We start from the raw sequence: 12,603 nt of genomic DNA on the forward strand, positions 1-12,603 counted from the left end.
CCCGAATATTGCCCAAAGCTGTTCGAATTTACGGCGCATTGCCACCCCATTTCTCAACGAAACGTTACCGACCGCATCGTTGAGTAAAGGGGATACGCGCATGCGACAGCGCAACCGGACATCGCCCAACCGGATTGGGGCTTGCGCTGCGATCGCCGCCATGGTGCTGGGCGGCGGGCTCGCGATGCTGCCGCTCACTCCGCTGCACGCCGCCGACTGCCTGACCGCGCCGAACGGCGCCGCGCCGAAGGGTGCGCATTGGTACTACCGGCTGGAGCGCGAAACCAAACGGCAGTGCTGGTACACCCGCGCCAAGAGCGCCGCACCGACCGCCGCGGTCGCCGAGGCCGCGGCGCCGGAACCCGCCGCCGCCGAAACGCCGCCGCCTCCTCCGTTGTCGCCGCCGGCGCCACGCAATTTGTCCGACGCGCGCGCCGAATATGTGCCGACCCGCGAGTTGACCGACAGCAATCGCGGCAACGTCACGCCGCAGCAGCAGCCGGCCGAACCGTTCGCCGCCGCCGACGCGGTGGCCGCCCCCGCATCACCCGATCTGCAAAGCCAGCGCGTCGCCTTCGCCAATCGCTGGCTGGAGCGCCAGGCGGCGCAGAGCGATGCCGCCGCAACGAGCAGCGAGCGCCCCGCCGATACGACCGAGATCGCGGCCGTCACGCCCTCAGCCACTACGCCGGCGCCGGTCGCCGCGGACAATTCGCTGTGGCTGCTGATCGCCGGTCTCGCCGCGGCGCTGGGATTGGCCGCGTTGATCGCGCATCTGGTGATGCGGTTCGGCGCGCCCCGGCCGATCATCCGCCGCGACGAGGCGCTGTATCACGACGCGATCGACGACGTCGCGATTCCCGAGCCGCGTTCCGAAGCGCCGTGGATCGAGCCGGCCGCCCCCGTCCATGCCGCGCACGTGGCTGCCGATGAGTTGGACGACGAGCCGCCGCCGATGAACTGGCTGCGCATCGCGCGCGACCGCGCCCAATCGGCGCCGAGCGACGATGCGATCGAGCAGCTCTTGGCCAAGGCGCCGCGGCCGAGCTAGCAAGCTCATGAGCCCATCATTCGCCAACTCATTATTGCTCAATGGAGCCGAGCCGCCTCACAAAAAGAGGCCGTCATTCCGGGGCGCGAGGCCGTAGGCCGAGCGAACCCGGAATCCAGTACTCACCGCCCTGGGATACTGGATTCCGGGTTCACTCGCGGCTTACGCCGCTCGAGCCCCGGAATGACAGCTACCGTTCCAGCTGCTTCTGCAGATCGCGGACGAAAGCGGTGAGGCCGGTGCGGCGCTCGCGCTTCAGGCGTTCCGCCTTCAGGATCGAGTGCACTTCGCCGAACGCCTCGTCGATGTCGTGATTGATGACGATGTAGTCGTATTCGGCGAAATGACTCATCTCGTGGCTGGCGCGGCTCATCCGGCCGCGGATCACCTCGTCGGAATCCTGCGCGCGGGTGTGCAGCCGCTTCTCCAGATCCGCCGCCGACGGCGGCAGAATGAACACGCTGACGACGTCGTCGCGGGCCTTCTCGCGTAATTGCTGGGTGCCCTGCCAGTCGATGTCGAACAGCACGTCCTGCCCGTCCGCCAAGGCCGCCTCGACCGGCGCGCGCGGCGTGCCGTAGCAATTGTCGAACACGTTGGCCCATTCCAGCAATTCGCCGTTTTCGGTCATCGCCTGGAAGCGCGCGTGGTCGACGAAGTAGTAATCGCGGCCGTCTTCTTCGCCCGGACGCTTGGTCCGGGTCGTCGCCGACACCGACATCTTCAATCCGGCGACGCGCTCGATCAGCAGCCGCGACAACGTGGTCTTGCCGGCGCCCGACGGCGACGACAGCACGAACATCAATCCGCGTCGTTCGAGGCTTGCGAAGCCGTGACCTGGGGCCGTCATGCTCACTCCAGATTCTGAACCTGTTCGCGGAACTGCTCGACCACGTTCTTCATCGCAAGCCCGGTGTTGGTCAGTTCCAGATCGTTGGACTTCGAGCAGCAGGTGTTGACCTCGCGGTTGAATTCCTGCGCCAGGAAATCCAGCCGCCGGCCGACCGAGCCGCCGGTCTTGATCATGTCGCGGGCCTGCGCGACGTGCGAGGCGATGCGATCGAGCTCTTCGCGGATGTCGGCCTTGGTGGCGATCATGATCGCTTCCTGATTGAGCCGATCGGAATCGAAACGGTCTGAGGCCTCCAGCAGCGCCGCGATCTGTTCGGCGAGCCGGGCGCGGATCGCTTCCGGCTTGCGCCCCGGCGCCTGCTCGGCCTGCTTCGCCAGAGTTTCGATCTCGTCCATCCGCTGCAGCAAGATCTCGCCGAGCGTGACGCCCTCGCGCTTGCGCATCTCCACCAGGCTGTCGAGCGCCTGCGTGAAGGCGGCTTCCACCGCGATCCGCGCGGCCTTGTCCTCGGCCTCGTCGCTCTCCGGCTCGACCACTTCGATCACGCCCTTGATCGCCAGCAGCCCGTCGACGCTCGGCGCCACCGCGTCGATCCGTCCGGTCAGTTCGCCGGCGACCTTCAGCACCGAGTTGAGCACGTCCTGATTGATGCGAATCGTCGACAGCGCGTTGGCGCGCTTCACGGTGAGGTTGGCGTAGACCGTGCCGCGCGACAGCACTTCGGCGGCGCGCTTGCGCACGATCTGCTCGATGTCGTCCCAGCCGGGCGGCAGCCGCATCCGGAAATCGAAGCCCTTGGCGTTGACCGACTTCAACTCCCATTCGAACGCATAGGGACCACTGTTTCCATGGCTGCGGGCAAACCCGGTCATACTCGACAACGACATCGCCAAAAGATCTCCACGGATTTCAGGGATTGAGACTCGCAAAAAGATGCGCGCAACTTAGCGCGTCCGGCGGCAAAGCGGGACCGCTTTCGCCGGCGGTTCGCCGCTATTCCTGGCTGGCGGGCGGGGCCGCCGCCGGCGGTTGCGCCGCGCCTTGCCGCGCCGGTGCGGCGGTCCGCGCCCGCTTCTGCGGCTTGCCGGGTGCAGCCGCAGCCGGCGCCGCGGCGTTGGCGTCCGGCGCGGCCGGTGCCGCGGCGGGCGCCGGCTCGTCCGGCGGCTCGACGGTGTCGTTCTGGATCTGCCGCTCCAGCGCACGCAGCTTGACGACGTTCTTCTGGTGCTGGTCGTAGGTCTCGGTGAAGCTGTGGCCGCCGCTGCCGTCGGCGACGAAGAACAGGTCGCGGGTGCGCGCCGGATTGGCGGCGGCTTCCAGCGAAGCGCGGCCCGGATTGGCGATCGGCCCGGGCGGCAGGCCGTCGACGACGTAAGTATTGTAGGGCGACGGCTGGGTGATCTCGCTGCGCTTGATCGGGCGGCCGAGCGTGCCCTTGCCGCCGACCAGGCCGTAGATGATGGTCGGGTCGGACTGCAGCTTCATCTTCTGCCGCAGCCGGTTGACGTAGACCGCAGCCACCCGGCTCCGCTCGTCGGGCTTGCCGGTTTCTTTTTCGACGATCGAGGCCAGCGTCACCAGTTGCTCCGGCGTCTTCACCGGCACGTCGGGATTGCGGCGCTCCCAGATCTCGGCGAGCACGCGTTTCTGCGCCTGCTGCATCCGCACGATCACCGCCTCGCGGGTGGTGCCGCGCGGAAACTTGTAGGTCTCCGGCAGCAGCGTGCCTTCGCGCGGCATCTCGCGGACGTTGCCGGCGAAAATCTCGTTCTCGGAAAGCCGCGTCAAAATCTGTTCGGACGTCAGCCCCTCGGGAATCGTCACCGCGTGCTGCACCACCTTGCCTTCGACGATGGTGGCGATCACGTCGCGCAGGCTGGCGCTTTTCTGGAACGAGTATTCGCCGGGCTTCATGTCGGCGCGCGCCTTCAGCGCGAACACACTGCCGATGAAGGCCCAGCGATTATTATCGATCACGCCTTCGCGCTGCAGGATGTCGCCGATGTCGCCCATGCCGGCGCGCTGCGGAATGTTGACGATCTTGTCTTCCTTGAGCGGTCCCGGCGCTTCGATCTTCTGCTTGCCGTAGACGTAGATGCCGCCGGCCCCGATCATCGCCACCAGCAGGATGGTGATGATCGCATTGCCGACCACCACGATCGGATTGCGGGCGCGCTCCGAGCGTCGCGGCGGCGGCGGCACTTGCTCCGGCTCCAGCGCGGCGCGCGGGCTCTTCGGGGAAATCGGCGGCCTTTCACTCATCGGTGCAACCTGATTCCTGTCGTTCAATCGGGACCGGCGAAAACGACGATCGTGGCGGGCGTTGGGAAGACAAGACCCGCGCAGTTGCAGGCGGCGCAATCGGCGTTTCGCGAACCACCGACCCCACTAGGGTTTAGCAGCGATTGCGGCGAAACGGAGGAGCCATACACCATTCAGCGCTAATTGGTTACACGCTGGACGATCACCGAGGCGTTGGTGCCACCGAAGCCGAACGAGTTCGACAAGGCGACGTTGATCTCGCGCGGCCGGGCTTTCAGCGGCACCAGATCGATGGCGGTGTCCACTGACGGATGATCGAGATTGATCGTCGGCGGCGCGATGCTGTCGCGAATCGCCAGAATGCAGAAGATCGTCTCCACCGCGCCGGCGGCGCCGAGCAGATGGCCGATCGAGGATTTGGTCGACGACATCGACGCGGTCGAGGCGGCGTTGCCGAGCAGCCGCTGCGCCGCGGCGAGTTCGATTTCGTCGCCGAGCGGCGTCGAGGTGCCGTGGGCGTTGATGTAGTCGAGATCGGAGGGCGACAGCCCGGCGCGCTTCAACGCAGCACTCATGCAGCGATAGGCGCCGTCGCCGTCGGGGGTCGGCGCGCTGATGTGATAGGCGTCGCCGGACATGCCGTAGCCGACGATCTCGGCGTAGATCCGCGCGCCGCGGGCCTTGGCGTGTTCGTATTCCTCGAGCACCACGATGCCTGCGCCCTCGCCCATCACAAAACCGTCGCGATCGCGATCGTAGGGACGCGACGCCTTGTGCGGGGTGTCGTTGAAATTGGTGGATAGCGCGCGCATCGCGCAGAAGCCCGCCATCGCCAGCCGGCTGATCGGCGCCTCGGAGCCGCCCGCCACCATGACGTCGGCATCGCCGAGCATGATCAGGCGCGAGGCGTCGCCGATCGCATGCGCGCCGGTCGAGCAGGCGGTGACCACCGCGTGATTCGGGCCTTTCAGCCCGTGCTCGATCGAGACGTAGCCGGAGGCCAGATTGATCAGTCGTCCGGGAATGAAGAACGGCGACAGCCGTCGCGGTCCGCGTTCTTTCAGAAGCACTGCACCATCGGCGATGCCGGACAGCCCGCCGATGCCGGAGCCGATCATGGTGCCGGTGGCACAACGCTCTTCTTCGGTAGCAGGATGCCAGTTGGCGTCGTCCAGCGCCTGACGCGCCGCGCACATCGCATAGATGATGAAGTCGTCGACCTTGCGTTGGTCCTTCGGCTCCATCCACTGGTCGGGGTTGAAGGTGCCGCCGGTGCCGTCGCCTCGCGGCACCACACAGGCGATTCGGCTAGTCAGATCGGACACGTCGAAGGTCTCGATCTGCCGCGCCCCGCTCTCGCCCTTGAGGATCCGGTTCCAGGTCTCTTCGACGCCGCAGCCGAGCGGCGAGACCATGCCAAGCCCCGTGACGACAACCCGCCTCATATCAAACACTCCGGCCCAGGATCCGCGGTCCACAACAAGAAGCCGGTGGACCGCGTGGCTGCGGCCCGCCCGGCTTCGTTAGTCCCGCGCCAGAGCGTCAGCTCTTTGCGTTCTTTTCAAGAAACTTGGTGGCGTCGCCAACCGTCAGAATGGTTTCCGCGGCATCGTCGGGAATTTCGCAGCCGAATTCTTCTTCGAACGCCATCACGAGCTCGACCGTGTCGAGGCTGTCGGCACCGAGGTCGTCAATGAAGCTCGCGCCGTCGACCACTTTCTCGGGCTCGACACCAAGGTGCTCCACCACGATCTTTTTAACCCGCTCGCCAATCTCACTCATCGTTCAAACCTCGTGCTGTTCCATTGGACCCGACCGCTAGGATACGAGCCATCGTGGTGCGTTAACTCGTTAAGTTCCCGTCGCAATCGCGTAAGTCTTGATTATCCCCGTCCCCAGGGAAAGCCCGGCAAAACAACCGCAGGCTCCGCACCGCCAATATACAGGGTTTCGCTCTCCTGCAATGGCGTTCTTTTGCCCATCCGTTCGCCGTTCGGTTACCATACTTCGTATGCCTTGACTACAAGCCTCAACCGGCGACCGGGGTCAGCGGACGCCGGTGGAAAACTCCGGTTAGATCATCGCCATTCCGCCGTTGACGTGAATCGTCTGCCCGGTGACGTACGCCGCTTCATTGGAGGCCAGATACACCGCCGCCGCGGCGATATCTTCCGGGGTGCCGAGCCGGCCCGCCGGCACCTTGCTGAGAATCGCTTCGCGCTGCTTGTCGTTGAGCACGTCGGTCATCGGCGTGGCGATGAATCCGGGGGCGATGCAATTGGCGGTGACGTTGCGCTTGGCATATTCGGCGCCGAGCGTCTTGATCATGCCGATCAGACCGGCTTTGGAGGCGGTGTAATTGCCCTGCCCGGCATTACCAGTCACCCCGACCACCGAGGTGATCGCGATAATCCGGCCGAAGCGCTTGCGCATCATCAGCTTGGTGGCGGCGCGCGCCAGCCGGAACGTCGCGGTCAGATTGACCTTGATCACTTCGTCCCAGTCCTCGTCGCGCAACTGCACGAACAGATTGTCGCGGGTAATACCGGCGTTGCTGACTAGGATGTCGAGCTGCCCCATCGCCTTCTCGGCCGAAGGTACCAGCGCCTCGACCTCGGCTATGTCGGACAGATTGCAGGGCAGCACGTGAACCCGCTCGCCCAACTTGGCCGCGAGTTCGTCCAGCGCTTCGCGCCGCGTCCCGGAGATCGCCACGGTGGCGCCCTGCGCGTGCAGCGCCTTCGCGATCGCACCGCCGATGCCTCCGGTCGCGCCGGTCACCAGCGCGGTCCTGCCTGTTAAATCGAACATTCTCGTCTCCTTGCAGCATCGGCGGGCCAGGCCGCCGTCTCGGCCCGGCCGAAGATCAGCGCGAAATGCCGCGACAAACCGGCCGCCGTCAATGATCCACGCGCTTGACAGTTGGATTCATTTCGCGCGGCGGAAAGCACTGATCACCTCGCACCGGCATGGCACCTGTCTTGCATGACATTTGTACAACACGGCGCGAACGCGCTGGCCAAGCGACTGGCAACAGGAGGCCTTTCATGACGATCAGCGCGAGCACGCCATCCGCCCCGGGCCTGAAGAAGGTGCTCGGTCCCGTCCAGCTCTGGGGGATCGCGGTGGGGCTGGTGATATCAGGGGAATATTTCGGCTGGAGCTTCGGCTGGGCCAGCGCCGGCACCTTGGGCTTTCTGGTCGCCACCGTGCTGGTGGCGACGATGTACACGACTTTCATTTTCAGCTTCACCGAATTGTCCACCGCGATCCCGCATGCCGGCGGGCCGTTCGCCTATGCGCGGCGCGCCTTCGGCCCGACCGGCGGCTTCATCGCCGGCTTCGCCACCTTGGTGGAATTCGTGTTCGCGCCGCCGGCGATCGCCTTGGCGATCGGCGCGTACCTCAACGTGCAATTCCCCGGCATCAACCCGAAATGGTTCGCGCTCGGCGCCTATGTGATCTTCATCGGCCTGAACTGGATCGGCATCGGCATCGCCGCGGCCTTTGAGCTGTTCGTCACCGTGCTGGCGATCTTCGAACTGCTGGTGTTCATGGGCGTGGTGTTGCCGGGCTGGTCGCTGTCGAATTTCGTCGCCAATGGCTGGGCCGGCAACAGCACGTTCAATGGCGCGGCGATCTCCGGGATCTTCGCCTCGATCCCGTTCGCGATCTGGTTCTTCCTCGCGATCGAAGGCGCCGCGATGGCGGCCGAAGAGGCGCACGATCCGCAGCGCACCATTCCGCGCGCCTATATCGGCGGCATCCTCACCTTGGTGCTGCTGGCATTCGGCGTGATGATCTTCGCCGGCGGCGTCGGCGACTGGAGCAAGCTGTCCAACATCAACGATCCGTTGCCGCAGGCGATGAAGGTGGTGGTCGGCGACAATTCGGGCTGGCTGCACATGCTGGTGTGGATCGGGCTGTTCGGACTGGTCGCCTCGTTCCACGGCATCATCATGGGCTATTCGCGGCAGATCTTCGCGCTGTCGCGGGCGGGCTACCTGCCGGCGATGTTCGCCGCCCTCAGTCCGCGCTTCAACACCCCGCACCGCGCGCTGCTCGCCGGCGGCGTGATCGGCATCGTGGCGATCTTCAGCGACGAATGGGTGCAGTTCGGCGGCCAGACGCTCACCGCCAACATCGTGACGATGTCGGTACTCGGCGCCATCGTGATGTATCTGACCTCGATGGCGGCGCTGTTCAAACTGCGGCGCAGCGAGCCGTCGATGCCCCGGCCGTACCGCGCGCCGTTCTATCCGGTGTTTCCGGCGATCGCCTTCGCGCTGGCGCTGGTCTGCCTCGGCGCGATGGTGTGGTTCAACCCGATGCTGACGCTGCTGTTCGTGGTGCTGATGGGGCTGGCCTACGGTTACTTCCGCTTCACCGCGCACCAGCGCCACAGCGCCGCCCCCGACGAGATGCTGGCGACGGTCTGAGCAACGGCTCTGAGCAAGCCGCGTGAGCCGTTGGGCTCACGCGGCGTCGGAGGCCGCCAATGCCTGCTTCGCCGGTTCGATGTCGTTGGGGCCGCCGACCGCGATGCCGATCGCGCCGTCGGCGATGCGCTTGACCAGGCCGCTCAGCACCTTGCCGGCGCCGATCTCGAAGAAATGCGTCACGCCCTGGCCGGCCATGTAGGCCACCGATTCGCGCCAGCGCACCGTGCCGGTGACCTGCTCGACCAGCAGCCGACGGATCTCGTCCGGCGCGGTGACCGGCGACGCCAGCACGTTGGCGACCAAAGGCGCCGCCGGCGCCAAAATGGTGACATCCGCCAGCGCCTGCGCCATCGCGTCGGCGGCGGGCTGCATCAGCGTGCAATGGAAGGGGGCGGAGACCGGCAGCAGCAGCGCGCGCTTGGCGCCCTTGGTCTTGGCGATCTCGAGCGCGCGTTCGACCGCGGCCTTGTCGCCCGACACCACCACCTGGCCGCCGCCATTGTCGTTGGCGGCCTGGCACACCTGGCCCTGCGCCGCCTCCTCCGCCACCGCCACCGCGGTGTCGAAATCGAGCCCAAGCAGCGCCGCCATCGCGCCAACCCCGACCGGCACCGCCTTCTGCATGGCGAGGCCGCGGGTGCGCAACAGCCGCGCGGTATCGCTGATGGTCAGGCTGCCGGCTGCGGCGAGCGCGGAATATTCCCCGAGCGAGTGGCCTGCGACGAAGGCGGCGTGCCGCGCCACCGAAAATCCCGCCTCGCTCTCCAGCACCCGCAAGGTCGCCAGCGACACCGCCATCAGCGCCGGCTGGGCGTTCTCGGTCAATTGTAGCGTCTCGGCCGGGCCGTCCCAGATCGTCGCGGTGAGCTTTTCGCCGAGCGCCGAATCGACCTCGTCGAACACCGCGCGCGCCGCCGGAAAGGCCTCGGCCAAAGCCTTGCCCATGCCGACGGCTTGGGATCCCTGGCCAGGAAAAGTGAAAGCGGCGGTCATCTGAGAATCCCCGAGGCTGGGAGCACGTCGCCGCCCGGCCGCCCGGGCTCAGGCCCGATCTGCGGCGCGCGACCGACATGGTCCGGTCAAAATCTGCGCATTTTCCCTGCAAACCCGCTGGATCTGCCCGACGCGCGACAATCCGGCCGTAAGACACCGGCCCGGGCGGGTCTGTCAAGCGGACGGCCCGCGGCCGGTCTCAGCCCTTCGCATGGGACGGTTCCCGGCCTACCTTCGCTTGCCATTGCGCGCAAAATCCGTATAAACCGCGCATCCGCAGATCCCGGCCGGGAGCTGAACGGACGGTCTCAGCAATTTCACCTGCTCATTTTGGTATGGCGATCTTGATGCGGCAGGGCCAGTAGGTCCGTCGTCCCGTGCTTCCGCCTTCTGAGCATTCTCGAGTCCTTTCCGGAGGCCTCGAAGGGCTTGCCGCCGGGACCCGCGCTAACCTTGGAAAGGACAGCCATGCCTCTTTATGAGCATGTTTTTCTCGCGCGTCAGGACGCGAGCGCCCAGCAGGTGGAAGAACTGACAACCCAGATCACCGGCGTGATCGAAGGTCTCGGCGGCAAAGTCGTCAAGATGGAATCCTGGGGCGTGCGCTCGCTTACCTACCGCATGCACAAGAACCGCAAGGCGCATTTCGTGCTGTTGAACATCGACGGCCCCTCCGCGGTGGTCGCCGAAGTCGAGCGCCAGGAGCGCATCAACGAAGACGTCATCCGTTATCTGACCGTCCGCGTCGATGAACTCGAAGAAGGTCCGTCGGCGATGATGCGCAAGGCCGACCGCGATCGCGATCGCGACGACCGTGGCGGTTTCCGTGGCGACCGCGAAGGCGGCTTCCGTGGCGATCGTGAAGGCGGCTTCCGTGGCGGCGACCGTGAAGGCGGCGGTTTCCGTGGTGACCGTGGTCCGCGCCGTCCGCGTGACGATGCCGCCCCCGCCCCCGCCGCAGCGACTGAGGAGTAAGAATCATGGCTGAAGCAGGTGCCCGCCGTCCGTTTTTCCGCCGCCGCAAGACCTGCCCGTTTACGGGTCCGAACGCGCCGAAGATCGACTACAAGGATTCCAAGCTGTTGATGCGTTACGTCTCCGAGCGCGGCAAGATCGTGCCGAGCCGCATCACCGCCGTCTCCGCCAAGAAGCAGCGTGAACTCGCCCGCGCCATCAAGCGCTCGCGTTTCCTCGGTCTGTTGCCCTACGTTATTCGCTAAGACGCGTTTCGGCCCGCGGCGTTCGCGCCGCGGGCCTTTTGCTTGCTACCTTGCTGGTTCAGTTTTCATAAGGCGTCGGGTCGTTCCGCGCGCCGATGGTTGGGGTCGAACAGGCCTCTAACCGCTCGAAAGGAGCGGGACAGCTGATGATTTTCACCGCCCTGATCACGCTTGCGGCCGGCTCTGCGTCGGCGCTGATGTTCGCCTCGATCATTTCGGGCGCGCTGATCTCGCTGCTGTTGTTCTACCTCGCCCCGTTGCCCCTGATGGTCGCCGCCTTGGGCTGGAGCGCCGCGGGCGCCGCGCTCGGCGGCGTGGTCGCCGGCGCCGCGCTCGGCACGCTGGTCGGCTTTCCCTACTTCGCCGCCTTTCTCCTCACCGTGGTGCTGCCGGCCTGCTGGCTCGGTCACCTCGCGCTGCTCGGCCGCCCCGCCGCAGCCGGTGTCGCGCCCGCCGCCGGCGCACCGCCTGCGATGGAATGGTATCCGGTCGGCCGCATCATCGCCTGGACCGCCGGCCTCGCCGTGCTCACCACCATGGCGGCGATGTTCACGCTCGGCACCGACGCCGACAGCATCAACGGCGCGCTGCGGAGCGGCATGCTGCGGGTGATCGGCACCCGCGACAACACCCCCGCCGGCGACGTCGAGCAGATCGTCGATGCGCTGGTGCGGATCGCGCCGGGCGCCGCCGCGATCGTCGCGATGATGACGCTGACGCTCAACCTGTTCCTCGCCGGCAAGATCACCGCGCTATCGGGGCGGCTGCAGCGGTCCTGGCCCGACCTCAACGCCGCCACGCTGCCGCCGATGACGCTGGCGGTGCTGTCGCTGGCGATCGGATTGAGTTTCCTGGGCGGCCTCGTCGGCATGATCGCGCAGACCGCCACCACCGCGCTGATGATGGCCTACGCGCTGAACGGCTTTGCGACGCTGCATACCCTGACCCGCGCGATCAAGCATCGCGGCTTCTGGCTGAGCTCGACCTACGCGCTGGTCACCGTGTTCGGCTGGCCGGTGTTGCTGCTGATCGCGCTGGGCCTCGCCGACGCCGTCTTCAACCTTCGCCAGCGCTACCTGCGGCGCGCCCCGCCGCCGCCGGTGCCGCTGCCCTGAACCCAACAACCCGCAACCTTTTGCTATTCAACCCAACAGGAGAACACCATGGAAGTCATTTTGCTGGAACGCGTCGCCAAGCTCGGTCATATGGGCGAAGTCGTGAAGGTCAAGCACGGCTTCGCGCGCAACTTCCTGTTGCCGCGCGGCAAGGCGCTGCGCGCCACCGCGGATAACCGCGCCAAGTTCGAGCACATGAAGGCCGACCTCGAGGCCCGCAACATCGAAGCCAAGGCCGAAGCCACCAAGGTCGCCGAGAAGATCGACGGTCGCAATGTCGTGGTGCTGCGCCAGGCCTCGGAAACCGGCCAGCTGTTCGGCTCGGTCACGGTGCGCGACATCATCGCCCAGTTCACCGCCGACGGCGTTCACATCGACCGCAGCCAGGTGCTGCTCGACCACCCGGTCAAGACCATCGGCAAGCACAGCATCTCGATCGCCGTGCATCCGGAAGTCGTGGTGTCGGTGTCGGTGACGGTGGCGCGCAGCGCGATGGAAGCCGAGCGCATCAACCGCGGCGAAGACATCTCGACCCGCCAGGAAGACCAGGACGCCGCCGCCGAAGCGCTGGCCGCCGCCGGCGAGTTCTTCGATCCGGACGCCCAGCACGACGGCGAGCCGGAAGAAGCGTCGGACGAGAAGTAAGCGCGGCGCGCTTCGCTTAAGC

Annotated in this window: 13 protein-coding genes; 6 read left to right on the forward strand and 7 right to left on the reverse strand. The window is 66.3% G+C overall.

What is annotated here, in order from left to right:
- Positions 1 to 100: 100 nt before the first annotated feature.
- Positions 101 to 1,051, forward strand: coding sequence for a hypothetical protein (locus HNR60_RS06025; RefSeq protein WP_184255354.1), 951 nt, complete (start codon positions 101 to 103; stop codon positions 1,049 to 1,051).
- Positions 1,052 to 1,241: 190 nt separating this feature from the next.
- On the opposite strand, the gene gmk is transcribed toward HNR60_RS06025, so the two are convergent.
- The 6 genes from gmk to fabG form a co-directional block, all read right to left on the reverse strand.
- The gene (gene gmk, locus HNR60_RS06030) at positions 1,242 to 1,901 is read right to left on the reverse strand and encodes a guanylate kinase (protein WP_184255356.1); all 660 of its coding nucleotides are present in this window, start codon (positions 1,899 to 1,901) and stop codon (positions 1,242 to 1,244) included.
- A gap of 2 nt (positions 1,902 to 1,903) precedes the next feature.
- Positions 1,904 to 2,791: a YicC/YloC family endoribonuclease gene (locus tag HNR60_RS06035; RefSeq protein WP_184255358.1), complete on the reverse strand. Its 888-nt coding sequence runs from the start codon at positions 2,789 to 2,791 to the stop codon at positions 1,904 to 1,906.
- A gap of 106 nt (positions 2,792 to 2,897) precedes the next feature.
- On the reverse strand, positions 2,898 to 4,166 hold the full coding sequence (gene mltG / locus HNR60_RS06040) for an endolytic transglycosylase MltG (RefSeq protein ID WP_184255360.1): 1,269 nt from the start codon (positions 4,164 to 4,166) through the stop codon (positions 2,898 to 2,900).
- A gap of 179 nt (positions 4,167 to 4,345) precedes the next feature.
- Complete coding sequence (gene fabF / locus HNR60_RS06045; protein ID WP_184255362.1) at positions 4,346 to 5,611, reverse strand: beta-ketoacyl-ACP synthase II; 1,266 nt, start codon at positions 5,609 to 5,611, stop codon at positions 4,346 to 4,348.
- A gap of 97 nt (positions 5,612 to 5,708) precedes the next feature.
- Complete coding sequence (locus tag HNR60_RS06050; RefSeq protein ID WP_011441358.1) at positions 5,709 to 5,948, reverse strand: acyl carrier protein; 240 nt, start codon at positions 5,946 to 5,948, stop codon at positions 5,709 to 5,711.
- 291 nt (positions 5,949 to 6,239) lie between these two features.
- Entirely contained in the window at positions 6,240 to 6,977 is a 738-nt protein-coding gene (gene fabG / locus HNR60_RS06055; protein ID WP_184255364.1) for a 3-oxoacyl-[acyl-carrier-protein] reductase, read from the reverse strand.
- A 236-nt stretch (positions 6,978 to 7,213) separates the two neighbouring features.
- Here fabG and eat point away from each other — a divergent pair, with 236 nt between their 5' ends.
- Positions 7,214 to 8,605, forward strand: a complete 1,392-nt coding sequence (eat, locus tag HNR60_RS06060) for an ethanolamine permease (protein ID WP_184255366.1) — start codon at positions 7,214 to 7,216, stop codon at positions 8,603 to 8,605.
- Between the two features lie 36 nt (positions 8,606 to 8,641).
- On the opposite strand, the gene fabD is transcribed toward eat, so the two are convergent.
- Entirely contained in the window at positions 8,642 to 9,601 is a 960-nt protein-coding gene (gene fabD, locus HNR60_RS06065; protein WP_184255368.1) for an ACP S-malonyltransferase, read from the reverse strand.
- 468 nt (positions 9,602 to 10,069) lie between these two features.
- On the opposite strand from fabD, the gene rpsF reads away from it, so the two are divergent.
- The 4 genes from rpsF to rplI all read left to right on the forward strand — a co-directional run bounded on the left by rpsF (position 10,070) and on the right by rplI (position 12,581).
- Positions 10,070 to 10,576 (forward strand): 30S ribosomal protein S6, encoded by a 507-nt coding sequence (gene rpsF / locus HNR60_RS06070; RefSeq protein WP_184255370.1) that lies wholly within the window; start codon positions 10,070 to 10,072, stop codon positions 10,574 to 10,576.
- Between the two features lie 5 nt (positions 10,577 to 10,581).
- A complete protein-coding gene (gene rpsR, locus HNR60_RS06075; protein WP_002711478.1) occupies positions 10,582 to 10,821 on the forward strand; it encodes a 30S ribosomal protein S18 in 240 nt (79 codons plus the stop codon).
- Positions 10,822 to 10,967: 146 nt separating this feature from the next.
- A complete protein-coding gene (locus tag HNR60_RS06080; RefSeq protein WP_184255372.1) occupies positions 10,968 to 11,936 on the forward strand; it encodes a YybS family protein in 969 nt (322 codons plus the stop codon).
- Positions 11,937 to 11,984: 48 nt separating this feature from the next.
- Positions 11,985 to 12,581: a 50S ribosomal protein L9 gene (gene rplI, locus HNR60_RS06085; protein ID WP_184255374.1), complete on the forward strand. Its 597-nt coding sequence runs from the start codon at positions 11,985 to 11,987 to the stop codon at positions 12,579 to 12,581.
- Positions 12,582 to 12,603: the final 22 nt, after the last annotated feature.

It is taken from the genome of Rhodopseudomonas rhenobacensis (assembly GCF_014203125.1).
GTDB lineage: Bacteria > Pseudomonadota > Alphaproteobacteria > Rhizobiales > Xanthobacteraceae > Rhodopseudomonas_A > Rhodopseudomonas_A rhenobacensis.